Raw genomic sequence first — 22,238 nt, 5'->3', positions numbered from 1 at the left:
TTTCTGTCGGTGCGATTTCGTTAGAGGATCTTCTTCAGGGCCACGTGATACAGCAGCATGATGGTTTTGCCATCGACAATCAGTCCGTCATCAATAGCCAGTAACGCCTGATCGATGGGCCACTCCAGCACCTCGATGTCCTCACCCTCGGCCTCAATGCCGCCGCCTTCGCCGGTGCGATCCCCGGGAAGATACTCCGCAATGTAAAAGTAGAGTTTCTCGGTGACCGAGCCGGGGCTCATAAAGGCTTCGAACACTTTCTCAACGTGGTCGATCTGATACCCGGTCTCTTCTTCCGCTTCGGCCTTGATGCGCTCTTCCGGTGCCATGTTGTCGAGCAGGCCGGCGGCGGTTTCAATCAGATAGCCGTCGTGCCCGTTGATGTACACCGGAAAGCGGAACTGGCGGGTGAGGATCACCGTCCGTTTGTCGCGGTTGTAGAGCAGGATAGTTGCGCCATTGCCCCGGTCGTAGGCCTCGCGGTTCTGGCGCTGCCACTCCCCGTTACGGCGGCGCACGTCGAAGGTATATTTCTTGAGTGTGTACCAGTCATCTGACAGCGTTTTGCTGTCGAGGATGCGTACTTCTGCACGATTAGATTGCACGATGCCTCCTGTTTACGTAGAGTGGGCATCATAAACCGCACATTCGTGCAATATCAAGATCAAACATGCAACCTCAGGAACCACCCCATGCTCACTCGTCAACGCAAACAGCTGATCCTCGAAAAACTGAGTGCCGAAGGGCAGGTGCTGTCCAAAAATCTCAGCCTGGAATTTGAGGTATCAGAAGACACCATTCGCCGGGATCTGCGCGAGCTGGCGGCCGAGGGGCGTTTACAGCGGGTCCACGGCGGCGCGTTACCGGCATCACAGGCGGTCTCCAGCTTTGCCGAACGCAGCAGTCTCGGCATCGAGGCGAAAAAACGGGTAGCAAAGAAGGGGGTTGAGCTTATCTCGCCGGGCCAGGTGGTGATCATCGACGGCGGAACCACCACCACCGAGCTGGTGCGCAGCCTGCCTGCGGATCTGCCTTTCACGGCGGTGACCCACAGCCCGGGTATTGCCCTGGCGCTGGTGGACTTTCCCCGGGTGGAGGTGATCCTCATCGGCGGCCGCCTGTTCCGCCACTCTGTCGTCACGGTGGGGGCAGCAGCCATTGAAGGGATTGCACATATCCATGCCGATCTGTTTTTCATGGGCGTAACCGGGATCCACCCTGAGGCCGGGTTAACCACCGGAGATTATGAAGAAGCGTGCATCAAACGGGCATTTTCCGGCAGAGCCGCCGAAACGGTGGTACTGGCCTCCCCGGAAAAAATCAACACCGCATCGTCTTTCCTGATTGGTGAGCTTGCGCTGATCAACACCGTGGTGGTTGAACCGGATACCGACAGCCGCTGGGTGGAGGCGGTAAGCCAGCAGGGGGTTTCGGTTGTGAAAGCGTGAATGGCCTTAATTGAGTCATTTAATTCTCATATTTTGTGGCTTAAAGTCCAAATTAGCCATTAAGGTACAAAATGTTGGATTTAAACTTTAAAAGTCCTGATGAAATTCTCACGTTGCTTTGCGAACGTTTGCGCCAGCAACGTCTTCGACGGCAGTTCACCCAAGCCGAACTGGCGCAGCGGGCGGGTACAGGAGTAAATACAGTTTCAAATCTGGAAGCTGGGCGCAATATCAGCTTTGAAGTCGTGGTGCGTGTGGCGATGGTTTTGGGTCTTAGCGGGGAACTGGAAAATCTGTTTTTGCCGCAACTGGAAAGTTTGGACGATCTTCGCCACTTCGAAGCCAGCGTTTCGCGACAACGCATAAGGAAAAAGAGTCATATCGCCTGATGACCAGAGAGCAGTTACGAGAAATAAGGGAAATGCAGGCCCAGCTCCGTTAAACCAGGAAGAGCCCAGCCGCATAGGCTACGCTTTCAGCTAATGCGTGTTTAACAAAAGGACTGCGTGATGCTGCAAAAAATCAGCCTGATCTCTCTGGCCTGTTTGCTGTTTACCGGGTGTATGTCCAACGAGGGCACCTCACCTGAAGAGAAGAAGTTTCGCAAAGTTGAGGCCGCGGCAAGCGAGTGCGCCGAGATTGTGAAAAACCAGACCATCGAACTCACCGCCGAAGGGAAGGATGCTGACACCCGCTGGACTACCATCGAGTACGTGGCGTCTGACCAGCGCACCCGCACGGTGGAGTATCGCACCTCCTCGGTGCTGGATAACGGCGAGCCCGGCAAGGCGTGGCAGACCTGCATGTCGGACAAAAAAGCCCTGGTTCCTGAGCTGAAGATTTAACCTTCCGGCGGGAGCGACACCTTGCCCCCGCCCAATGAAACAAAATGTTAGTATCCTAAACATTATTTATAGTGTTTTTACTCTTCCTGAATCGGTATTTTTATAATCACTAAGGGGTATCTATAAAACGAGGGGGTTTATGGTGCTCCCCTGCGTTGAATAAGCGATCAAAATCATTCATCACATGAATCTATTAATCTAAAATTTATACTCATCCTGCTTATTCTGATTTTTATATTTAAATGCCGGGATGGAATTAATATTACAAATAGCAGGCAGCGAGACTATTCTTAATTCGTTTTTATTGCGTAAAAATCTCTGCGATCGATTGTTTATCAGAATCATCTTAGGGATATAAAAATGCGCTATAAAACTCGTCGTACCTTGTTATCACAATGCATCCTGATCTCTCTGACTGCTTTCTCCGGCTATGCCATGGCAGCAGACTGCTCACCAACCGATGCCCCGACCAGTACCTGCGGTTTCCAGACTAACTCTTTTAGTGGTCCGAATGGCACTGTGTCCCGGGCAGTCAATGATAACGGTACTGCGTATATCAACGATGCCAACACCAACAGCACCGGTAACGGCAATGACGCTATCTATCTGTGGGATAACAAGCAGGAAGATACCCAGTCTCTGACCGTAGACGGCACCGACATGAGCGGAACCTTTGTTCAGGCTAATTTTGGCGGTACCAAAAATATTACCCTGCAAAATGGCGCGACCACCGACATGATTGAAGGGGGTAATAACGCTGCGGGTGATAACGGCAGCTTTAATATTGATATTAATCACGCCACCCTGACCGGCGAAAATGACAATCTCGCCTACGGTGCGGCAACGAAAGCGCAGCCAGGGAATAAAGCCTATATGGGCGGCGCGGCGATTTTTGTTGATTCTGGCGCTAACCAGGGCACCAACACCGTTAATATTGAAAATGGCAGTGCCCTCGGCGGGGATATTTATACCGTGACCGGCGGGGACAACACCATTAATGTTGCCGGCAACAGCACCGTTAACGGCGCTATTTATGCCTTCAGCAATAGCAATAATACTATTAGCGTTGATAACAGCACCGTTACGGCCAGTGAAACTAACGCCACCTTGCAGGGCTATTTTGAAGGAGCCTATGCAGGCAATGCGGATGCAGCCAGCATTACCTCAGCACTTCAGGGGCAAACTGTTGCGATGGGGATCTATGGTCAGCAGGCGTCCACAGTTGCGCTGACCAATGGCGCTACGGTGAACGGTTCAGTGGCCGTTGTGGGGAGTGGTTCTTCCTCCACGGCGCAAATCTCGCTGGATAACAGCACCCTGAACGGCAACATTGTGACTGCCGATGAGAGCAGCACCACGGTGCAGCTGAACAACTCGACGGTGAACGGGGACATTACTACCGGGGCAGGTAATGATACGGTCGTGCTGACCAATAATTCCTCTGTGACCGGCAACGTGGATGCTGGCACCGGCACTGATGAGCTGTCAATGGATGCCAACAGCACCATTACCGGTAAGATCAGCGGATTTGAAACGATCAACACCACGTCGGATAACAATATCGACATCGATAAGTTAAACGATAACACTGGCTGGACCATCCAGAACGGCTCGTCTTTAACGGCGGATACCACTGGCAGCAATGTTCAGGTCGCCATGACCTCCGACAGTACCGTCAACTTTGGTACGGTCACCGGGACGAATAACAGCCTGACGGTGACCCAGATCTCTGCGTCTACCCTGAATCAGAAAAACGTCCAGATTGCGACATTCTCCACTGCCGGCAATCCGGCCGATGCGGTTGAAGCACAGTTCAGCAACGGTTCCCAAAAGGTTGAAAACCGCAGCGGAGCTTACAACTACAATAACTCCCTGACCATTGAACAGGCGGCGCAGTTGACTAAGAGCGCCGGGCTGATGGCCGCTCCGAACGCCTACAACGTGCTGCTGGACAGCTCCCGCGGGGCGCTGGCCAGCGATGTCCAGGGGGCGATTGCCGGTCTGGATGCTGCCAAACAGGCGGGCCGCCTGGTTACCGACGATCTGGCCAACCATCTGAACCAGGTTCATCTGCAGAGCCTGTATGGTAACGTCGCCGAAGGGGCGCAGCTGTGGGGCGACTTCCTGTATCAGCATGGCGATTACAGCGATGACGTCGATTACAAAGACATCACCCAGGGCGTGCAGGGCGGTGTTGACTGGACAACTCGTCTGGACAACGGCGACAGCCTGACCGGTGGCGTGGCGCTGGCCTGGACCCGCAGCCGCGACCAGAGCAACAGCGGCGGCGCTGACAGCTTCAAGGATACCGTCTATGGCAACTACTACAGCCTGTATGCGGGCTGGCAGCAGGCGCTGCATGACAATCTGTGGGGCATGTTTGTTGACGGTAGCTTCAGCTACGGCGATATGCGCTACTCAATGTCAGCGAAGAACAGCACGCAAGATACCAGCGGCATGACCGAAGCGCTGAGCGGCTCTGCGGACGGTAATCTGTATACCACCCAGCTGCGTACCGGTGTGAACGTGATGCTGCCGGGTGAAACCGTCCTCCAGCCGTATGCCACCTTAGGATGGGATAAAGCAGAAGAGAAAGGCTTCTCTGATAAAGAGCTGGCCTTCAGCGACAACCAGGTTTCCCAGTGGAATACCAGTGTCGGTATGCACGTGACCACCAAACTGGCAGACCTCAACAAGAACGTCGAGCTCTATCCATGGGCCGATGCCCGTTACCAGACCGAGTTTAGCGATAATACCGACATCAAAGCGGCGGATTATCACAACACCGACGGTCACAACACCTCGATGGGTATCTTCGGGGCGGGTATCAACACCACTATCGGTAACAACTTCTCCGTTAACACCGGGGTCTACTTCGGTACAGGTGATGTGGATAACGATGCCAGCGTACAGGCGGGTATCAGCTACAAATTCTAATCACGTCTGACGTAGCCAACCGGCAGGGATCTCAGGATCGCTGCCGGTTTTTTTTTGCAGCCTGCGCCGGGATACAATATACTAAAATACATTATATAAAATTGTATATTGATGATGGAAACCATGACCGATCTTCAGGATGCGATGAAACAGGCGGCGCTGGGTGCCGCAGAGATTTTACGCGGTCTGTCCAATGCGGACCGGCTGCTGCTGATGTGCCAGTTAAGCCAGGGGGAAGCCAGCGTCGCGCAACTTGAAGAGGCGGTGGGGATCCGTCAGCCCACCTTATCCCAGCAGTTGGGGGTGTTGCGGCGCTTACAGCTGGTGGAGACCCGACGCACAGGTAAACAGATTTTCTACCGGATTGAGGATCCGCGGATCTTCACGCTGCTCAATACCTTATATGACCTCTATTGCCCACAGGCAGGAGTCGACCATGACCATTGATTTCGCTCACTTTACACCGCTGAGCAGTTTCGGCGGCGGGGTGTTAATCGGGCTTGCAGCCATACTGTTGATCCACTTTTGCGGGCGCATCGCCGGGATCAGCGGCATTGTGGCAGGTATGCTGGCGAAAAAGACCCGCACAGAAGGGTGGCGGATAGCCTTTTTAGCCGGTCTGATTGGCTCACCGCTGCTGTTCTCTCTCTTTTTCCCGCTGCCGGCCATTACCGTTCAGACCTCCTGGCCGACGATTATCGTGGCCGGTTTGCTGGTGGGCATCGGGTCGCGTCTCGGATCCGGGTGCACCAGCGGGCATGGCGTCTGCGGGCTGTCGAGGTTTTCTAAGCGCTCCCTGGCCGCCACGCTGACCTTTATGGCCGTGGGCGTGATTACCGCCACGCTGACCGGTTTCTGGCTGGGTTAAGGAGAAGATGATGCTGATTATTAGCGCGTTTCTGTGTGGCCTGATTTTTGGCGTGGGCCTGCTGGTCGGTGGGATGGCAAACCCGGAAAAGGTACTTCACTTTCTCGATCTCTCTCAGGCCTGGGATCCCTCGCTTGCCTTCGTGATGATGGGGGCGATTGCGGTGGGGATAGTCGGTTTTGCGTTGGTGAAAGGCAGAAAAAGAGCCATTTGCGGGGTGCCCATCCTGCTACCGGAGAATAACGCCGTAGATCGCCCGCTGCTGGTGGGGGCGATTCTGTTTGGTCTCGGCTGGGGGCTGGCGGGTATTTGCCCCGGACCGTCGCTGGTGTTGCTGGGGGCGGGCGTCGGGAAGGGGCTGCTGTTTGTTCTGGCGATGCTGGCCGGGATGGGGATAGTGAACCGGGTTCGGCCAGCATAAACTAGCGATATCTGACGATCAGATCGGCTTCGGTGTGTTGCCTGTTCAACCACCGGACCGACGCTTCACCCCGGTTATCCGGCAAGGCAAATTCAGCGGTGGAAGGGGAATATGAGGCGATGTTCAGGCGTTCTTTATGCGGGGTTTTGCCGCAGACGATTTGCGCACTTTTACCCTGCGGGTCGATTAAGCACCCGACGATAAAAATCCGTCCGGAAAAATGTAGCTTACCTGATGATGAAGCATGGCCGACAGCCGGGAGGCTGAGTAAAACTAAGAGTTCTAAAAATAGGGTGATCTGCCGAAGGCACATATTTCTCTCTCCTTGAGCTATCGGCAAGCACGGTAGCGTTATTCACCACACTGCTGCCGACAGGGTATAACCGATACAATCAGACGTCCTGCCTGAAATACACGGTACTGCAAAATAGTTGCGCGGTAAACTATTTCCTCTGCATTAATACATTGTTGGTTATTTCTTCCACTGATCTGCAAATAAAAGGAGAGCAGCGATCTGCTGTCTATTTATGTAGGCTGGCTGTTGCCTGCATGTTGCGATACATGCAATATCTCTAAAGCTTACAAATCAGAACATCTTGTTGATTTTTCCGAACTGTTTAATTTTTTATACTCGTCGCCGAGTGACACGGGGCTAAGAATGTTCTGAGTCATTTTTGTTAATTGAATGCAACTTGCATTGTTTATTTGATAACACGTTATCCTGTCTTTTATAGGCTATAAAAATGAATTCTAAGACTAAGATTTTATTTTCCGGCGCTTTCCTGACCTTCTTTTTCACCGGGCTGTCGGCGCATGCGAGCACCGTTAATTTCTCCGGTAAAATCATCAATGAAACCTGTCAGGTTGCCGATAATTCCGGCAATGTGAACGTCGATTTCGGTAGTGTAAACATGGATACACTGAAATCACATGAGCAAACCACGGCGCAAACCCCGTTTAAAATCCATCTGAAAGGGTGCCCGACGGCACAGAACGTCAGTATCAGTCTGGAGGGTACGCCTGATGCCAATGCCAACGGTAAGGCAGATGCCGTACTGGCCATGAATGCCGCTGACGGTGTGGCGAAGGGCGTTGGAATTGAAGTCTATTCCAGCGACGATGGTTCCACACAGGGCACGCAGTTGACTTTTGATAAGCAGGTAAAAACGGCCACCAAACAGGCCGATGATAATGGTGATATTACCTTTGGTTTTCTTGCCGACCTGAAGAGTGACTCCTAGGTGGATGTCACCGCCGGTAATATTAATGCAAATGCTAGCATTGATATTAATTACGAATAGTTATTATCCACTCACCTGAGTTCCATAAAGAGCAGAGTCACTCTGCTCTTTTCTTTTTCCAGATCTGCGAAAGAAGCTACCAATGAAAATGAAAAGCCTGACGTTACTCGCCGCCGTGATGCTGTTTTCCTCTCCGGTATTAGCGGGCGGGGTTTCTATCGGAGGAACCCGGTTAATTTACCTGTCCAGCGAAAATGAAGCGGACATCTCTGTGCAGAATACCAACACCGATGCGCCGGTTTTGATTCAGAGTTGGGTAAGCGACATCGGCGATGAGAATAAATCCCCCTTCATCGTGACACCGCCACTGTTTCGTCTTGACGCCGGAAATACTAACGATTTACGGGTGATCCAGACCTCCGGTCAACTTCCCAAAAATAAAGAGTCGCTTTTTGTGCTGAATATTAAGGTGATCCCTCAAAATAGCGGCAAGGGGGGCGAAAATATTCTGCAATTCGCGATTAAGAATCAACTTAAGCTGATCTATCGTCCCCTCGGTTTACCCGGGTCGTCGCTGGCCGCCGCGAAAAATCTGCACTGGAGCATCAGTGGTCATCAGCTTCATGCAGTGAACCCATCGCCTTATTATGTCACCGTCACCTCATTTACCCTGGGTAACCAGCAGAGTAAAACTGCCGCTGACCAGAGCGTACTGGCCCCGGGTGGCCGTCAGGATTATACCGTTCCGGCAGGAAGCACGGCGCAAAGCATTTCCTGGAACACGCTTGATGATTTCGGTGCACCTCAACACTTCAGTTCAACCCTCAATCAGGGCTAACCCCTTGTCATGAAGCGCTGGAACATCGGCCTGAAACCCCATGGCTATCTGCTGATAGCGGTATGGGGTTACTGCCAGCCCGTTCTGGCGCAGCCAGCGTTTAATATGGATCTGCTGGAGAAAAACGAGAATTTACCTTCGGTTGATTTAAGCAGCTTCAACGCACAGGATGCGCAACCCGAAGGTCATTACCTGGTCAACTGGCTGGTTAATGATGTCAGTATTGAATCACCCAAAGATATCGAATTTCACCATGGTGCCCATGGGGCGCTGGTGCCCTGTCTGACCTCTCAGGATCTGCGCAAGGCGGGCGTTAATCCCGCGGTACTGGCGCAGAACGGGGATGACGACAAGCCTGCTGCCTGCGTCGACCTGGCGAAAGTGCTGCCGGACAGTCGCACAACATTCGATTTTCAGCATCAGAAGCTGGTGCTCTCCATCCCTCAGGCGCTGATGAGCCAGCAGGCCCGCGGCGCTGTCCCGGTGACGCTATGGGATGAGGGCATTAACGCCGTTGAGCTTAACTATCGCTATTCCGGTGCCAGCCAGCGGGACAGACAAGGCGGCGGAAGTGAAAATGACAACTCTGTGATGATGAAGAATGGCGCTAACCTGGGGGCATGGCGCCTGCGTTCGGATGGCAGTCTGACCAGTAACAGCAATGAAAAAACCCACTGGAGCAGTTCGGCCACGTGGCTGGAACGCGATATTGCGCGCTGGAAAAGCGAGTTAACGCTGGGAGATGCGTTTACCTCCGGGGAGGTTTTTGATCCAGTCCAGGTGCAGGGCGTGGGTCTCGCGTCTGATGATGAGATGCTACCGGACTCCCAAAAAGGGTTTGCGCCCACAATCCACGGCATTGCAAAAAGTCATGCCCGGGTCACGGTCCGGCAAAATGGCTATCTGTTATACCAGACCTATGTCACGCCGGGGCCCTTCGTCATTAACGATCTCTATCCCATGGCCAACAGCGGCGATCTTGAGGTTGTGGTTAAAGAATCCAGCGGTGAAGAACGCCGCTTCTACCAGCCTTATTCATCGGTCAACCAGATGCAGCGTGAAGGCTATCTGAAATACACCCTGATCGCCGGGAGATACTCTGCCAGTGGCAATGCCCGTCAGCCGCTAATGACGCAGATTTCGCTCATGCGCGGTTTCGGCCAGGGGATAACCGGGTTTGGCGGCCTTCAGGTGGCGGAGCAGTATCGCAATCTTTCGCTAGGGATGGGGAAAGGGCTGGGAGACTGGGGGGCATTGTCGCTTCAACTGTTGGCATCGGACGCCAGCACCCGCCAGGTGCAGGGTTCCGGGCGAGCATGGCAGCTGCAATATACTAAAGGGCTTGAGCAACTCGGCACCCTGGTCAGGATCAATGCCTGGCGCTACTCCCACCAGCGTTATGCTTCCCTGGCGGATGCGTCAGCGGACGAGAGCGATGATGCGGATGAGGAAAACAAAAAATCGACGCTGCAGGTGACGCTAAATCAGACCATCGCCTCCGGTTTATCGCTGTACCTCAGCCTGAATCAGGATGACTACTGGTCAGGAGTGCGGGCGCAACGCACGGCGAACATGGGCATCAGCAGCGATTTTCACGGCGTCTCCTGGTCGCTGGGTTACAGTGATACCCACTCTTCAGAGCAGCAGGATAACGACAAAGTCATCTCCCTCTCGCTTTCGGTGCCGCTGGCGACGTTTCTCCCCGATAGCTATGTCAGCTACAACACCTCGTCGTCGCAGAAAAAAGGCGTTACGCAGACACTGGGTATTAATGGGGCGCTGCTGGACGATCGTTCTGTTAGCTATTCCGTTGAGCAAAGTACGGATAGCCAGCAAGGGCAGAGCGGTGACGTGTCGCTGGGATACACCGGCAGCCAGGGCGCTCTTAATGCCAGCTACAGCGAAGACAGTCAGATGAAACGGGTCAGTTACGGTGCCAGCGGCGGCGTTTTGCTGCACCGGCATGGGGTGGTGTTCTCGCAGGAGATGGAGGGTCCCGTCATCTTAGTGAATGCGAATAGTGCGGGTAATGTGCCGCTGGAAAACCAGAAAACGATCAGGACCAACGCCTCCGGGTATGCCGTGCTGCCTTTTGCGACGGCCTACCATCGTAATACCGTTTCACTGGATAGCCACGCGCTGCCCGCTAACGTTGATTTATCCAACAGTTCGGTGACCGCGGTTCCCACCAAAGATGCGATAGTTATGGCCTCTTTTCGCGCGCACGTGGGCTATAAGGCGCTGTTGATACTTCAAAAAAACAGCCAGCCGCTGCCGTTTGGCACGCAGGTGACAGCCCTCGATGATAAGTCAGAGGGGATTGTCGCTAACGACGGGCAGGTCTATCTGTCGGGTCTGCGAAAAGCAGGGCGTCTCAAAGCCCAGTGGGGAACGGCCGCTAATCAGCAGTGTATTGCGCGCTACGATTTATCACGCGTCCTGGCGTCTGCACCATCTCTTATTTTACAGCAGAGTCTTTCATGTACTTCTTAACGCTCAACCGCCTGAAATGGTGGTTAATCCCTGTTCTGCTTCATGGCGCACAGGCCCTGGCATGTACCCCTGTGTTTGCCCAGGGGAAAGCATCCACGCTGCGCGTGGACGTAGGCAGCATGATGATTCATGCAAATGCGCTGCCTGGTACGCCTGTCTACAGCAAGACGTTTTCATGGAATGAGATAAGTGATGGCGGCGAGCAGTGGATCGCCTGTGATAAGGGCCATCCCGGGAACCCTGACGTTGATTTCAGAGCCTTTATGTCAGGCACGGCGCAATCTCCTGAAATTTACCCCACCAATCTGAACGGCCTGGGCGTCAGGATTTCGTTGCGGGCGATCGGCGGCTATGACGGTTTCCCGGCACGCATGACCAGTGTACCTTTTACCGCAGCGGTTCACCTCCCACCGGGACAAGATGACGATGCATTTCGCACGGGAATGTTTCGGGTCAAAGTCGAACTGGTGAAAACGGCCTCCGGGGTGGCGTCAGGCGATCTGAATTACCGTGACAACCATTTTCTGTTCGCAGGCGATACCGCTGTGGCAGCCCTTGAAATACATGGGCGAATTAAAGTGGGAGCCTGTACCCTGAATGCCTCGACGCCCACGACGGTACAACTCCCGGCGACCAATCTGAATCAGTTTGAGCAGGTGGGTGATACCGCAGGGGATACGCCGTTCGCGTTACAGCTTGATTGCAATAGTGCGGTGGGGGTGAAGCTGCGTCTGGACGGTAAGGAGTCCGCCTTCGTCAGAGAGAAAGGGGTGCTAAAAAACGATGCCCGTCATAACCGGGCGCGCGGTATAGGGGTTCAGCTGCTTTACCAGAATGCGCCGGTGATCTTTCACAAAGAGATGGATATGGGGACTGCGCCAGAGGGACAATATACCATCCCTCTGCATGCACGTTACTATCAGACCCAACGTCGCGTGGCGGCCGGGGAGGTTAACGCGGTGGCGACTTATACGCTGACTTATTATTAGCGCTGCGTGTTTCAGTTACCCCGGTCACTCAACGTCTGGCAGAACCAGTGAGTTGAGCACATGATCCTGCCATACCCCGTTTATTTTGAGATACGACTGCGCATACCCCTCTTTCACAAAGCCCAGACTCGCCAGGGTCTTACTGCTGCGGGCGTTGTCCGGAAGATGGTTTGCCATGATGCGGTGGAAACCATAGGTTTTATGGACATAGTCAATCGATTTGCTGAGCGCCTCGTGCATGAGTCCTTTTCCCTGATAAGCCCGATCGAGCGAAAAGCCGAGATAGCACGCCTGGAAAACGCCAAAGATAAAGTTAGTGAAATTGATGCTGCCGATGAGGGTATGTTCGCCTTTTAGCGTGAACACCAGTTGCAGACACTTTCTCGCGTCGTAATCGTTCCGGGCGCTCAGCAGTCTTTGGCTGATATTGTCCAGCGTGAAATAGTCCTCGTCACGCAAGGGCTCAAAGGGGGCGAAATGCGATCGGTTTTCCAGCAGGAAAAGCTGGAAACTGTCTGCAAGATCGGGCGTCAGCAGCCAGACGTCCGTACGCTCGGTGGAAAATAACTTCATTTCTATATCTCATTAACATTGTGGTCACATTTATTGTACTGATAATAAGGTCAAATACCAGTTACCCTTTGCCTTGCTAAAAAATGGTTGTCCAATTTTCGGTTGTGAGACGTTCCTCGAATACCCTAGATTCATCCTGTACCTTACTACAGGAGATAATCATGACCTTCGCTGAACTTCACCATCAGGACACCCCCTTACTTATCGCGAATGTCTGGGATGCGGCCAGTGCAATAGCTGCGCACCAGGCAGGGTATCTTGCAGAGGTCTTTGCTAATGAAAGTGCTTGATATTAAGCAGTGCGATCTCTGGTATCAGGCATTACTTGAACGTGATCCCGGGTATACGGGGGTGTTTTACGTTGGCGTCAAAACGACAGGGGTATTCTGTATTGCCGTATGCCGGGCGCGGAAACCGAAACGTGAAAACGTCGAATTTTATCAAGATTTTAAATCTGCGCTCGATGCCGGTTATCGCCCCTGTAAAGTGTGTCGACCCACGGAAAACGCCCACAGTGCGCCGTCATTCATTGAACAGGCGCTTGAGCTTGTTCGCGCAGATCCCAAAGCCCGGATAAGTGATACAGCCCTACGAAGTCATGACATCAGCCCCGAGCGGGTGCGGCGCTGGTTTCTGCAACACCACGGTATTACCTTTCAGGCCTTTCAACGAATGCAGCGGGTAAATGTTGCCCTGCAGGAGTTAAAAGGGGGACGTAACGCCACCGATGTCGCTTTTGACAGTGGTTATGAATCATTGAGCGGCTTTGGCTATACCTGTAAGCGTCTTACCGGCGTTGCGCCAACTGAACAGACCCGGGTGATCGTCATTCACCGTTTCACCACCACGCTTGGCCCCATGTTTGTATGCGCTACGGAACGGGGCGTTTGTCTGCTGGAATTTACCGATCGTCGTATGCTGGAGACGGAGTTTCGCGATCTCCAGCGACGGTTAAAAGCGAGGATCATGTCGGGAGAAAATAGTCACACCCGACAGGCGGAAAAAGAGATCGGCGAGTATTTCGCCGGTACGCGCCAAGAGTTTGGGCTGACGCTCGATGCGCCCGGCACTGATTTCCAGCGTGCCGTCTGGCAGGCGCTACGCGACATTCCTTATGGGCAAACCTCCTGGTATCAGTCTCTGGCCGGGCAGATTGGGAAACCCGCTGCCGTTCGCGCGGTGGCCGCGGCAAATGGTGCCAACCGGATAGCCATTGTCATTCCATGCCACCGGATTATTGGCAAAGAGGGGGCGATGACCGGTTACGGCGGAGGGATCGCCCGTAAAGAATGGCTGATTGAACATGAACGAAAGCAGCGTTCACTTTTTGGTTCCGCGGGCTGAAAAATACGGTAATGTATTTGTTAAATAATCAAATTCAGAACCCTCTCCATGACGCCTTTGCTATTCCATAAATATCACGGCCTCGGTAATGATTACCTGGTGTGCCACCGTTCTGTCGCCGAACAGCTAAGTAACGAACAGATCCGTACCTTATGTCATCGCCACTATGGGATTGGCTCTGACGGGCTGCTTATCGACAGTGGCGATCTAAACGCGCCCACGTTGCGAATCATCAATCCGGACGGTTCAGAAGCTGAGAAAAGCGGTAACGGTCTGCGCATCTATGCCCGTTATCTTTTTGATATCGGCCGCGTTGGACATGAGTCCTTCTTAGTGCACACTGCGGGCGGGGACGTGCATTGCCGGGTCCATGACGATCCTCATCATATTACGGTGGAGATGGGGCAGGCTAAGTTCAGTCCGGCGGCGCTGCCCGCCCTGATTGAACAACCCGAAGCGTTGAATTATCCCTGACGCTGGCGGATGAAACCCGACTGGTATCGCTGGTTTCAATGGGTAATCCGCACTGTGTCGTGCTGGTGGATAAGCTCGACCTGGCGGAGGTTCACTGCTTAGGGCCGCAAATCGAAAGCCATCCCGTGTTTCCAAAACGCACCAACGTCCAGCTGGTGGAGGTGGTGGATCGCAACACGCTGCGTATCGGTATCTGGGAGCGGGGCGCCGGTTTTACAATGGCATCCGGAAGCAGTAGCTGCGCGGCGGCCAGCGTAATGCGCAAACTCGATCGGGTCGACAATCGGGTTAAGGTGATTATGCCGGGTGGACAGCTGCTAATCACTTTCAGTGAGGATTTTCAGGTCAGCATGAGTGGTCCGGTACATAAAATTGGTAGCCTGACGCTGGACGAAGACTGTTTTGCTGGTGGGTATGATCCCCGCAGCCTGTAAAGACGCTCAGACCGGCAGCCTGCAATGGGTTGCCGGTTTTTTAGTATTAACAACTGCATTTTGTGGCCTGATACTTTCTTTCCTTTATATTTCTCTGCGACCCGTAGTCCTCACATCATAAGCTGGCAAATTATACATTTATTTAACATTTATATTGCAGCCGCTACTGAATAATCTTATTAATATTTAGTCGTTTATTATTAATAGCGAAACGATATTTTAATAAAAATAATCATTAGGATGACTTATGACGACAAAACCCGCCGCTGAAGTGAGTGCGGCTCCGGGTCTCTTTCAGACGTTAAAAACTTTCCCGGCGACGGTTCATGCGCTGCTCTTTTTTACTTTCGTTGTGCGCTTCAGCTATTTCATGGCATGGCCGTTTATCGCCGTTATCATGACGCAAAATTATCATATGTCGCCGATTGCCATTGGCGTGGCGATGACCAGTAGCGCACTTTTATCGGTGGTGCTCGGTATGTATGGCGGGCAGATTTCGGACCGGCTGGGACGGCGGATCATTCTTCTGCTGGGCTGCGGGTTTTCCGCTGTGGGATATACCATTCTGGCGCAGGCCTCCGGGATGGGGCTGTTTATTACCGGGCTGATGATCATCGGCGTATGTTTTGCGTGGGTGGATCCTCCGGTGCGTGCGCTGATGAGCGATTTGCTGGGCGACCGACGCCGTCGTGCGCTTGCTCTGCAAATGCGTTACTACCTGATCAACGTCGCGGCGGTGTTCGGCCCGCTGGTGGGGCTCGTCTTTGGCCTGACATCCCAGAAGGGGACCTTCCTGATCACCGGGCTGACCTATCTGCCATTTTTCGTCTACGTGCTGCTGTTTATTCCGGCGGGTAAATTGCTGGGCGAAGAGCAGGGCGGCGGTGCCCCTGCGATAAAGCTACACCAGGTGATGGGGATTATCGCCAGGGACAGGATCTACATCGCGGCACTGCTGTGCAGCATTCTGTGCAGCGTTGTTTTTATCCATTACGAAGCGGTGTTACCCCAGTATCTGATGTCACTTGACGGCAACGCGGCGGTTAAGCTGATCACCCTGATACTGGTTACCAACGCCTGTACCGTGCTGGTGTTCCAGAGCTTTATCATGCGCTTTCTGGCGCAGATCAACCTGCCGAAACGCATACTGATCGGCGGTGCCATTTTCGCGTTGTCGCAGCTGTGCTTTTTTGCCACCCGATCAACGGAAATCTGGGCATGGCTGACGGTCACGGCCATCTTTAGCATGGGGGAGGCGATTCTGATGCCGAACCTGAACATTTTGCTCGATCAGTTAGCCCCGGCAGCGCATCGCGGTGCTTATCTGGGGGCTTCAACCTTGACGACGCTGGGGGTCGCTGTCGGGCCGTTAATCGGTGGCGTGATGCTGGCCACGACCGGGGCGGGCGTATTTATCTGCACGGCACTATTCAGTCTGCTGCTGTGCGCGATTATTTATGTCTGCAGGCTCAAGATGCTGGCGCGTTTGCAGGAGGCATAACATCGACGCACATTAAGGCTGCAACACTGCGCCGGAACTGCTATACTGTATATAATTACAGTGCGGGGGTGCATAATGGCTGTTGAAACAAAATTTGTTGTCGTAAGAAAAGGTGAAGAGAAAATGACATTTGCCAGTAAGAAAGAGGCTGACGCGCACGACAAACTGCTCGACCTGGCAGAAGCGTTCACCGACTGGCTGTTGCAAAGCGAAATGCAGATGGATGAGACGCAGGCTGAGAACCTCGGGCTGTATCTCGCCGAGCAGAAAGAGGCCGTGCAGCATATTCTGCGTACCAGCAAGCTCCCTGATCCTCATGCCGCCACTGCAACAGAGAAAACAGAGTCAGATGCTGAGAGCAGTAAAAAAATCAGAGCGGTAAAAGCCGCCTGATTGCCGGAACACATCATCACTGATTCTGTCGCCGCGAGTGGGAAACTGCTCGCGGCTTTTTTATGTTCAAGTCCGTACCTAACGTAAGGACGGTTTCCGTCGGCTGTATATCCCTACGCAGATCAACGTCAGTAAAGGGATCCCGTGAAAAATAATAATAACCACCGAGGGAGCAAACCAGAGATAAAAGGGGGCCACTATCAACATTCCAACCCCGAATCCTGTCATCTGTAACAGCGTCATCAAGCTAAAAACAGGCAGTCGTAAAGATTCAACTTCGCTTTGGATCCGCGAAATCAGACTGACATCCGCAAGTCCATCTCCAATACCCGCGAAGAAAATAAAAAATAGCGCCAGAGAAACGGTATTTTGTTGGAAAGTGAAAATAAACCCCAGGGACATCAAGGCCACGCCATAAAAAAACAGACGCTCATTTCGTATCCCACGCGTAAGCAAAAAGTAATTCGACGTTCTGGCTCCGGCAAATTTACCACCGGCCCAGAGGGCCAGCAGAAGCCCCATCGTTTTGCCTGGCGCGTCAGCCGTCAGAAGCTCTGAAATAATGGGAAAACCTACGTTATGGGCAGCACTGCCGAGAGTATCCGCCATTGTTATCAACAACATTCCGGCCATCAGCGGTGCGGCTCGTAGCCCTTTAACAAGATTAGCCCATTCTTTACGCTGATTTTTTATCTCAGCTCCCGCGGGGGTAATCAGAAAGCGTAAAGGCAGAATACATAAACCGGCGAGGAGATAGGTGAGAATATTGGTGACGAATACCAGCTCATAACCTTTTGTCGCCAGCAAAATACCTGACACCATGCTTCCTGTCACAGCTCCCGTCGCAGAGGCTGAAGTCAACCAGGCATTCGTTGCAACCCGGCGGGAATCATCCACCCACCAGGGTAACTGGCTGTTTAGCCCAATTGCGAACATGGAATTGCCTATACCAATTCCCAGAGCGATAAAAGGCAAAAGATAAAGTTGTATGGCAGAGGGGAAAATTAATAACAGTGCCAGCAGCGCAGCGCGAACAATATCAAGTATGACCAGGGGCAAGCGCCCGCTGAAGCGTCTGAAGTAAGGGACGCCAAACACGCTTGCTAAAATTCCTCCGGTAACGCGACACGCCAGAAAAATACTCACTTGCGTCACACTTTGGCTTAGCAGGTAAACATAGGTGGATAACGCCACCATATTTAAAAATGCGCCGAAGTCAGAGATGAAACGGGCAGCAACGATCAGCCAGCTATTTCTGGCAGACCGGTTGATCATTTCGCCAGCCTGATGTGCATCAGTCATACAGGTATCCCTTGCGGGCAGGATCGGCAGGTGACCAGTAGAGAATCATTATTTAGAGTTTCCGGAATTATGAGGGAGGCCCAGGCCCATAATCATAGCCTGTAGCATTACGTCATGCAGAGGATAAAGGAAGCTTTATGATAATCATCGCTTTGAAAGCAGTAGCCGCAGTGGTGAGGCTGTAAAGCAAACGAGTCAGTTTGGTCAGATATGGACTGTGGATTTGAGGTATTATTCCTCAAGTGCGCATAATGTATATTATGTTAAATGCGATATTTGTACCGACACCATCCTGTCCCATATCCTTATGCAGACAACCCAATACGCGTGCACCACAACCTTCCCTTTCCTGTCCAGCCATTTATCACAGAGGAGTTTTCATTCTCGTGTTGTTCACCAACGAAGTTGAAGCAAGTGTGTGGCAATTCCCCATCTGACATCGGTACATTTCCCGTTTATCAGATCGAACACCGAGTAACTCGCGTTGGGTTGTGCATATCGTGGGAAATTATCGATAGTCCCGTCTTTAAGAATCGCCAGAACGCCCTGACTGACATGCCCGTGAGTCACAATACAAATTGTTTGATGATGTGATGTTGATTCCAGGTGATGTAAAAAATACATCACCCGCTGAGAAGCCTGCGCGAGAGATTCACCACCCGGTGGGCAATACGCTGCATCAAGTTCGAACAATGCACGGGCATCGTTTGGATAGTTTTGGATGAGCAGCTCTGATGACACTCCTTCAAACTGACCAAAGGCTTGCTCTGTAAGAGCGGGTTCTGCCGTCAATGGGCAGCGAAAGCCCTCAGCCAGGCTCTGGCCCATTTGCCATGCACGGCCAAGCGGAGATGCGTAAACACTTTCGACCCGGTAATCACTTGCTGCAAGCGCGGCCAGTAAGGCCGATGTTTCATGCAATCCGTGACGGGTTAACGCGCTGTCACTGTGCCCCTGAATAATTCCCCGCACATTCCACTCTGTTTCCGCGTGCCGCACCAGTATCACTTTCATTCATCCACCCTGCCCCAATTTTAGGTATACGCCTTCAACACCGTCTCAAGCCACTGCGTAAAGACCCGCACTTTCGGTGAAATATGCCGGTGTGGATAAAGCACGGACAACTGTCGCGCCGGAACCGGATGACCAGGCAACACTTCTACCAGACGTCCGTTATTGATGTACGGGCGTAAAAAGAAATCCATGCCCTGCAATAACCCCAGCCCGGCCAGACCCGCCGCAATGTAGACTTCTGAATTATCCAGTACCAGTTTGCCCGGCAGATTAAGTTCCTCAATGCCAGACGGCGACTGAAACACCCACGGCATAATTTGTCGGCTGTTAATGTTAAACCAGTTCACGCCCTGGTGATGCTGCAGATCGTCCAGCGTTTCAGGCACCCCATACTCCGCAAGGTATGCCGGGCTGGCGCAGGTGACCAGTTTAATCTTACCCAGCGAGCGAGCCACATAGTCACCGTCTTCCAGCGGACCGACACGGACGATGCAGTCCAGGCCATCACGCAGCATATCTTTACGCCGATCGGAGCTGCTGAGCACCACTTCAATCCCGGGATAATGGCGATAGAAATCCGGCAACCTGGGTACAACCAGCATTGCGGCAATCGATACGGGCATATCCACACGCAGCTGCCCGCATAATGAACGGCCCGCGACGAAAGAGCCTAATAAAGCATCGGTTTGTTCCAGCAAGGGCTTACTGCTGCGGTAAAACTCTTCCCCTTCGGGTGTCAGGGTGATTCGCCGGGTTGTACGGTGCAGCAAACGCACCCCCGTGTGCTGCTCCAGCTGTTTGATCGCTCTGGTCACTGCGGGCCGGTGAATTTGCAGGTTTTCTGACGTCTGGGAAAAACTGCCTGACTCGACGATCTCAATAAAGATCCGCATCAGTTCGTACACGTTGATTTGCATAGCACGCCTATATCCCGAAATGAATAACACGCCCATTGTTACTGATTTTGTAAAAGTGATGAAGGATATTCGCTATTTTTCAGAACAAAAGCGGCGAGTAGACTCAGGCTATTCCGGTCTACGAACCGTCTTTGTTAAAGGAAATGTCTCATGCAAAATCAGAGTGTTAGTCATATTCTGGGTATCGAAAAAAATGTCATTCAGGGGCCTCTGTCATGGCTCACCGATGCCCGTCTGGTGGCGGCGGTAAGTAACGCCGGAGGTCTGGGAGTACTCGGACCCAATGCCGGATTAACGGCCGAAACGGCGGTCTCAACGCCGGAAGCGACAGCCGAGAAAATGCGCGAAGAGATCCGCAAAACCAAAATGCTCACCGAGAAACCTTTTGGCGTCAATCTGATCCCGACGGCAGAAAATGACATCTGGACACCGTCCATCCTCAACGTCATCAAAGAGGAGGCTGTGCATGCAGTGGTCTACACTGGCTACGGCGAAGGTTCCATTATCCCTGCCCTGTTTGATGAGCTGAAAACCGCAGGGATCAAAATCATCTTCCGGGATATCAACCCTTCTCCGGAAAACACCCGACTCGCGGAAGCCGCCGGGGCCGATATCATTGTGGCGACGGGGTTTGATGAAGGCGGCACCTTGCCCGGCGTCGCATTGGGCACTTTCTCCATTGTGCCGCTGATTGCCGACGCGGTGAAAAATGTCCCGGTTATGGCCGCGGGCGGGATAACCGACAACCGAACCGCCAGAGCCGCACATGCCCTGGGCGCACAGGGTGTGTTTGCCGGCTCGGTATTTATCAGCACGCTTGAAAGCCGCGTACCGCAATCAGTAAAAGACAAAATTATCGCCGCGAACGGGCTGGATATGCGCCTGTTCCGCACCCTTCCCGATTACTACCGTTCGTTGCCGGGTAAGCTCGCCGATAAACTGGTTGCGCTGGATAAGGCGGGCACCAGTAAGGAAGAGCTGGCGAAGGTGATGGGCGGATTACGCGGTCTGCGCCTGGGAATGCTTGAAGGCAATACTGACGAGGGCTATATCTCTCTCGGCACAGGCATCGGCAGCATTCGCCGCGTGAAAAGCGTTGCCGAGGTCGTCGCAGAACTGCACGTATAAAGGATAGCGCTCCGGATAGCCTGGTTGCCATTCGGAGCGCAGTTTCACCCACCCGCCGTCTGACACACCGCTTTAATCTTCTCTCTCAGCCAGCGATGGCCGGGATCCTTTTCCATTCTGGGATGCCACATCTGCGAAACCGTGATGGTCCGGGTTTTAAAAGGTAATTCAAAAACATGCAGTTGCTCCGTCATCTGCTGATTGATCAAATAGAGCGCGGGCACCATGGCAATAAGATCGGACGCCAGCGCCACGGACAATGCCGTCGGAAAGCCTGGCACCACGCTTGCCACCTTACGTTTCATGCCCGACTCTGCCAGCGCGTCATCCACAAAGCCGTGTAAGGATCCGTCGGGCGCGGCGACCACATGGCCCCAGGCGGTATAATCCTCTACGCCGATCTGCGGTAACGTCGCCAGGGGATGCGTCTTGCGAACCGCACCGACAAACCTGTCCTGAAAGAGCCGCTGCAGGCGAATTTCAGGGCCCATATTGCTCTGCACGCCAATCTCCAGGTCGACCAGACCCTCACGCAGATAGCGCGACGTTTTTTCCGGTTTCGGTGCAAAGCGGATACACACGTCAGGTGCCGCTTCCGCCACGGCGGCGATCAGCGCCGGGCCAAACGCGACGACAAATCCATCGTTGGCTCTGATGGTAAAAAGCCGCGCCAGATTTTCGACCTTCAGCGTCTCCAGTGAGGGTTGCAGCACCGCCCTCGCCTCATGCACCGCATTGCGGGCGCGGTCCCGGGATGCTTCCGCCCAGGGGGTCAGCACCATGGTGCGACCTGCCCGCACCAGGATCGGATCGCCCGTCACCTCCCGTAGCCTGCTGAGGGTACGGCTCATGGCGGATGTACTGAGGTTTAAGCGTCGCGCGGCACCTGCAACGCTGGCCTCTGCCAGCAGGATGTCGAGCGCGACCAGCAAGTTAAAATCAGGATCGGACATCATAAACCTCGGGGTGAATTCAGATAAGGCGTTCGACGCAATGATTAAGTGTAAACGCTGCATCTTCCGCACTCTATACCCCACGATTATAGTTTTGTCATTAAAACACCCTCCTCAGGAGTCAG

The 22,238-nt window shown here is 53.2% G+C and carries 22 protein-coding genes and 2 pseudogenes; 17 read left to right on the top strand and 7 right to left on the bottom strand.

All coding sequences use genetic code 11. The features are described from left to right. Positions 1-20: 20 nt before the first annotated feature. Positions 21-605 carry an NUDIX domain-containing protein gene (locus WFO70_RS05915; RefSeq protein ID WP_337015126.1) on the bottom strand — a complete coding sequence of 195 codons (585 nt, stop codon included), beginning with the start codon at positions 603-605 and terminating at the stop codon, positions 21-23. 87 nt (positions 606-692) lie between these two features. Between WFO70_RS05915 and WFO70_RS05910 the strand changes: the two genes are divergently transcribed. The 7 genes from WFO70_RS05910 to WFO70_RS05880 all read left to right on the top strand — a co-directional run bounded on the left by WFO70_RS05910 (position 693) and on the right by WFO70_RS05880 (position 6,519). Then, complete coding sequence (locus tag WFO70_RS05910; RefSeq protein WP_337015125.1) at positions 693-1,448, top strand: DeoR/GlpR family DNA-binding transcription regulator; 756 nt, start codon at positions 693-695, stop codon at positions 1,446-1,448. A 71-nt stretch (positions 1,449-1,519) separates the two neighbouring features. Then, positions 1,520-1,837 carry a helix-turn-helix domain-containing protein gene (locus tag WFO70_RS05905; RefSeq protein WP_442913354.1) on the top strand — a complete coding sequence of 106 codons (318 nt, stop codon included), beginning with the start codon at positions 1,520-1,522 and terminating at the stop codon, positions 1,835-1,837. A 120-nt stretch (positions 1,838-1,957) separates the two neighbouring features. Beyond that, a complete protein-coding gene (locus tag WFO70_RS05900) occupies positions 1,958-2,293 on the top strand; it encodes a hypothetical protein (protein WP_337015124.1) in 336 nt (111 codons plus the stop codon). A 360-nt stretch (positions 2,294-2,653) separates the two neighbouring features. Then, complete coding sequence (locus WFO70_RS05895; protein WP_337015123.1) at positions 2,654-5,230, top strand: autotransporter domain-containing protein; 2,577 nt, start codon at positions 2,654-2,656, stop codon at positions 5,228-5,230. A gap of 123 nt (positions 5,231-5,353) precedes the next feature. Beyond that, a complete protein-coding gene (locus tag WFO70_RS05890; protein ID WP_442913353.1) occupies positions 5,354-5,677 on the top strand; it encodes a metalloregulator ArsR/SmtB family transcription factor in 324 nt (107 codons plus the stop codon). Continuing rightward, positions 5,667-6,098 carry a YeeE/YedE family protein gene (locus WFO70_RS05885; RefSeq protein ID WP_337015121.1) on the top strand — a complete coding sequence of 144 codons (432 nt, stop codon included), beginning with the start codon at positions 5,667-5,669 and terminating at the stop codon, positions 6,096-6,098. Before WFO70_RS05890 ends, WFO70_RS05885 begins: the two co-directional genes overlap by 11 nt. A 10-nt stretch (positions 6,099-6,108) precedes the next feature. Further along, positions 6,109-6,519, top strand: coding sequence for a DUF6691 family protein (locus WFO70_RS05880; protein ID WP_337016621.1), 411 nt, complete (start codon positions 6,109-6,111; stop codon positions 6,517-6,519). 1 nt (position 6,520) lies between these two features. On the opposite strand, the gene WFO70_RS05875 is transcribed toward WFO70_RS05880, so the two are convergent. After that, a complete protein-coding gene (locus WFO70_RS05875; RefSeq protein WP_337015120.1) occupies positions 6,521-6,832 on the bottom strand; it encodes a hypothetical protein in 312 nt (103 codons plus the stop codon). Between the two features lie 430 nt (positions 6,833-7,262). On the opposite strand from WFO70_RS05875, the gene WFO70_RS05870 reads away from it, so the two are divergent. From WFO70_RS05870 to WFO70_RS05855, 4 genes are all read left to right on the top strand, one after another. Then, a complete protein-coding gene (locus WFO70_RS05870; RefSeq protein ID WP_337015119.1) occupies positions 7,263-7,760 on the top strand; it encodes a fimbrial protein in 498 nt (165 codons plus the stop codon). Between the two features lie 148 nt (positions 7,761-7,908). Then, positions 7,909-8,598, top strand: a complete 690-nt coding sequence (locus tag WFO70_RS05865; protein ID WP_337015118.1) for a fimbrial biogenesis chaperone — start codon at positions 7,909-7,911, stop codon at positions 8,596-8,598. A 9-nt stretch (positions 8,599-8,607) separates the two neighbouring features. After that, complete coding sequence (locus tag WFO70_RS05860) at positions 8,608-11,091, top strand: fimbria/pilus outer membrane usher protein (protein WP_337015117.1); 2,484 nt, start codon at positions 8,608-8,610, stop codon at positions 11,089-11,091. Next, on the top strand, positions 11,079-12,080 hold the full coding sequence (locus WFO70_RS05855) for a fimbrial protein (RefSeq protein WP_337015115.1): 1,002 nt from the start codon (positions 11,079-11,081) through the stop codon (positions 12,078-12,080). Before WFO70_RS05860 ends, WFO70_RS05855 begins: the two co-directional genes overlap by 13 nt. Positions 12,081-12,104: 24 nt before the next feature. On the opposite strand, the gene WFO70_RS05850 is transcribed toward WFO70_RS05855, so the two are convergent. Then, the gene (locus WFO70_RS05850; RefSeq protein ID WP_337015114.1) at positions 12,105-12,653 is read right to left on the bottom strand and encodes a GNAT family N-acetyltransferase; all 549 of its coding nucleotides are present in this window, start codon (positions 12,651-12,653) and stop codon (positions 12,105-12,107) included. Positions 12,654-12,814: 161 nt separating this feature from the next. Between WFO70_RS05850 and WFO70_RS05845 the strand changes: the two are divergent. The 5 genes and pseudogenes from WFO70_RS05845 to WFO70_RS05825 form a co-directional block, all read left to right on the top strand. Further along, positions 12,815-12,916 (top strand): annotated as a pseudogene (locus tag WFO70_RS05845) (isocitrate lyase/phosphoenolpyruvate mutase family protein); the annotation flags it as partial. Positions 12,917-12,929: 13 nt separating this feature from the next. Continuing rightward, on the top strand, positions 12,930-13,997 hold the full coding sequence (locus WFO70_RS05840; RefSeq protein WP_337015113.1) for a bifunctional transcriptional activator/DNA repair enzyme AdaA: 1,068 nt from the start codon (positions 12,930-12,932) through the stop codon (positions 13,995-13,997). 48 nt (positions 13,998-14,045) lie between these two features. Further along, a pseudogene (gene dapF, locus WFO70_RS05835) lies at positions 14,046-14,905 on the top strand (diaminopimelate epimerase). A gap of 247 nt (positions 14,906-15,152) precedes the next feature. Next, positions 15,153-16,406, top strand: a complete 1,254-nt coding sequence (locus tag WFO70_RS05830; protein ID WP_337015112.1) for an MFS transporter — start codon at positions 15,153-15,155, stop codon at positions 16,404-16,406. Between the two features lie 75 nt (positions 16,407-16,481). Beyond that, positions 16,482-16,799, top strand: coding sequence for a YebG family protein (locus WFO70_RS05825; RefSeq protein WP_337015111.1), 318 nt, complete (start codon positions 16,482-16,484; stop codon positions 16,797-16,799). 78 nt (positions 16,800-16,877) lie between these two features. On the opposite strand, the gene WFO70_RS05820 is transcribed toward WFO70_RS05825, so the two are convergent. From WFO70_RS05820 to WFO70_RS05810, 3 genes are all read right to left on the bottom strand, one after another. Further along, a complete protein-coding gene (locus WFO70_RS05820; RefSeq protein WP_337015110.1) occupies positions 16,878-18,101 on the bottom strand; it encodes an MFS transporter in 1,224 nt (407 codons plus the stop codon). A gap of 393 nt (positions 18,102-18,494) precedes the next feature. After that, a complete protein-coding gene (locus tag WFO70_RS05815; RefSeq protein WP_337015109.1) occupies positions 18,495-19,115 on the bottom strand; it encodes a histidine phosphatase family protein in 621 nt (206 codons plus the stop codon). Between the two features lie 20 nt (positions 19,116-19,135). After that, positions 19,136-20,032 carry a LysR family transcriptional regulator gene (locus WFO70_RS05810; protein WP_337015108.1) on the bottom strand — a complete coding sequence of 299 codons (897 nt, stop codon included), beginning with the start codon at positions 20,030-20,032 and terminating at the stop codon, positions 19,136-19,138. Between the two features lie 150 nt (positions 20,033-20,182). On the opposite strand from WFO70_RS05810, the gene WFO70_RS05805 reads away from it, so the two are divergent. After that, entirely contained in the window at positions 20,183-21,160 is a 978-nt protein-coding gene (locus WFO70_RS05805) for an NAD(P)H-dependent flavin oxidoreductase (protein WP_337015107.1), read from the top strand. Between the two features lie 44 nt (positions 21,161-21,204). Here WFO70_RS05805 and WFO70_RS05800 read toward each other — a convergent pair whose 3' ends face one another. Next, positions 21,205-22,113: a LysR family transcriptional regulator gene (locus WFO70_RS05800; RefSeq protein ID WP_337015105.1), complete on the bottom strand. Its 909-nt coding sequence runs from the start codon at positions 22,111-22,113 to the stop codon at positions 21,205-21,207. Positions 22,114-22,238: the final 125 nt, after the last annotated feature.

The organism is Leclercia sp. AS011, assembly GCF_037152535.1.
Taxonomy (GTDB): domain Bacteria; phylum Pseudomonadota; class Gammaproteobacteria; order Enterobacterales; family Enterobacteriaceae; genus Enterobacter.
This window is presented reverse-complemented; position numbering and strand designations above follow the sequence as displayed.

Bases quoted from the DNA above. Each gene is read 5' to 3' on its own strand.
- WFO70_RS05910 (WP_337015125.1), top strand. From the start codon at position 693: ATGCTCACTCGTCAACGCAAACAGCTGATCCTCGAAAAACTGAGTGCC.
- WFO70_RS05905 (WP_442913354.1), top strand. From the start codon at position 1,520: ATGTTGGATTTAAACTTTAAAAGTCCTGATGAAATTCTCACGTTGCTT.
- WFO70_RS05900 (WP_337015124.1), top strand. From the start codon at position 1,958: ATGCTGCAAAAAATCAGCCTGATCTCTCTGGCCTGTTTGCTGTTTACC.
- WFO70_RS05895 (WP_337015123.1), top strand. From the start codon at position 2,654: ATGCGCTATAAAACTCGTCGTACCTTGTTATCACAATGCATCCTGATC.
- WFO70_RS05890 (WP_442913353.1), top strand. From the start codon at position 5,354: ATGACCGATCTTCAGGATGCGATGAAACAGGCGGCGCTGGGTGCCGCA.
- WFO70_RS05885 (WP_337015121.1), top strand. From the start codon at position 5,667: ATGACCATTGATTTCGCTCACTTTACACCGCTGAGCAGTTTCGGCGGC.
- WFO70_RS05880 (WP_337016621.1), top strand. From the start codon at position 6,109: ATGCTGATTATTAGCGCGTTTCTGTGTGGCCTGATTTTTGGCGTGGGC.
- WFO70_RS05875 (WP_337015120.1), bottom strand. From the start codon at position 6,832: ATGTGCCTTCGGCAGATCACCCTATTTTTAGAACTCTTAGTTTTACTC.
- WFO70_RS05870 (WP_337015119.1), top strand. From the start codon at position 7,263: ATGAATTCTAAGACTAAGATTTTATTTTCCGGCGCTTTCCTGACCTTC.
- WFO70_RS05865 (WP_337015118.1), top strand. From the start codon at position 7,909: ATGAAAAGCCTGACGTTACTCGCCGCCGTGATGCTGTTTTCCTCTCCG.
- WFO70_RS05860 (WP_337015117.1), top strand. From the start codon at position 8,608: ATGAAGCGCTGGAACATCGGCCTGAAACCCCATGGCTATCTGCTGATA.
- WFO70_RS05855 (WP_337015115.1), top strand. From the start codon at position 11,079: ATGTACTTCTTAACGCTCAACCGCCTGAAATGGTGGTTAATCCCTGTT.
- WFO70_RS05850 (WP_337015114.1), bottom strand. From the start codon at position 12,653: ATGAAGTTATTTTCCACCGAGCGTACGGACGTCTGGCTGCTGACGCCC.
- WFO70_RS05840 (WP_337015113.1), top strand. From the start codon at position 12,930: ATGAAAGTGCTTGATATTAAGCAGTGCGATCTCTGGTATCAGGCATTA.
- WFO70_RS05830 (WP_337015112.1), top strand. From the start codon at position 15,153: ATGACGACAAAACCCGCCGCTGAAGTGAGTGCGGCTCCGGGTCTCTTT.
- WFO70_RS05825 (WP_337015111.1), top strand. From the start codon at position 16,482: ATGGCTGTTGAAACAAAATTTGTTGTCGTAAGAAAAGGTGAAGAGAAA.
- WFO70_RS05820 (WP_337015110.1), bottom strand. From the start codon at position 18,101: ATGACTGATGCACATCAGGCTGGCGAAATGATCAACCGGTCTGCCAGA.
- WFO70_RS05815 (WP_337015109.1), bottom strand. From the start codon at position 19,115: ATGAAAGTGATACTGGTGCGGCACGCGGAAACAGAGTGGAATGTGCGG.
- WFO70_RS05810 (WP_337015108.1), bottom strand. From the start codon at position 20,032: ATGCAAATCAACGTGTACGAACTGATGCGGATCTTTATTGAGATCGTC.
- WFO70_RS05805 (WP_337015107.1), top strand. From the start codon at position 20,183: ATGCAAAATCAGAGTGTTAGTCATATTCTGGGTATCGAAAAAAATGTC.
- WFO70_RS05800 (WP_337015105.1), bottom strand. From the start codon at position 22,113: ATGTCCGATCCTGATTTTAACTTGCTGGTCGCGCTCGACATCCTGCTG.